Here is a 360-nt window from a genome sequence, read left to right on the forward strand (position 1 = left end):
TGGTTAAATTAGTGAAGAAAAGAAAAAATCAATTTCACTGAAAAAAGTCCTTGACAAAGGTAAAAAAGTAGGTATAATAGAAAGAGTTGAAAAGCTCAAGGTCCGTTGGTCAAGGGGTTAAGACACCGCCTTTTCACGGCGGTAACACGGGTTCGAATCCCGTACGGACTATGGGTATATTGCGGTTAAAAAAACTTGAAAAAAGTTTAAAAAATCTGTTGACAGAGGCAGGTAGCTGTGATATACTAATATAGTTGTCGCTCGAGAGAGAATGAGTGACAAAGACCTTTGAAAACTAAACAAGACGAACCAATGTGCAGGGCACTATAACTAAGGTTATAGTACTGAACAATGAAAAAA

General features: G+C 37.2%; 1 tRNA gene. It reads left to right on the forward strand.

From position 1 onward, the window contains the following. Positions 1 to 99 precede the first annotated feature (99 nt). Positions 100 to 171: transfer RNA gene (locus MK395_RS08500), tRNA-Glu, on the forward strand. Positions 172 to 360 lie beyond the last annotated feature (189 nt).

This window comes from Streptococcus oralis (assembly GCF_026782085.1).
GTDB lineage: Bacteria > Bacillota > Bacilli > Lactobacillales > Streptococcaceae > Streptococcus > Streptococcus oralis_DA.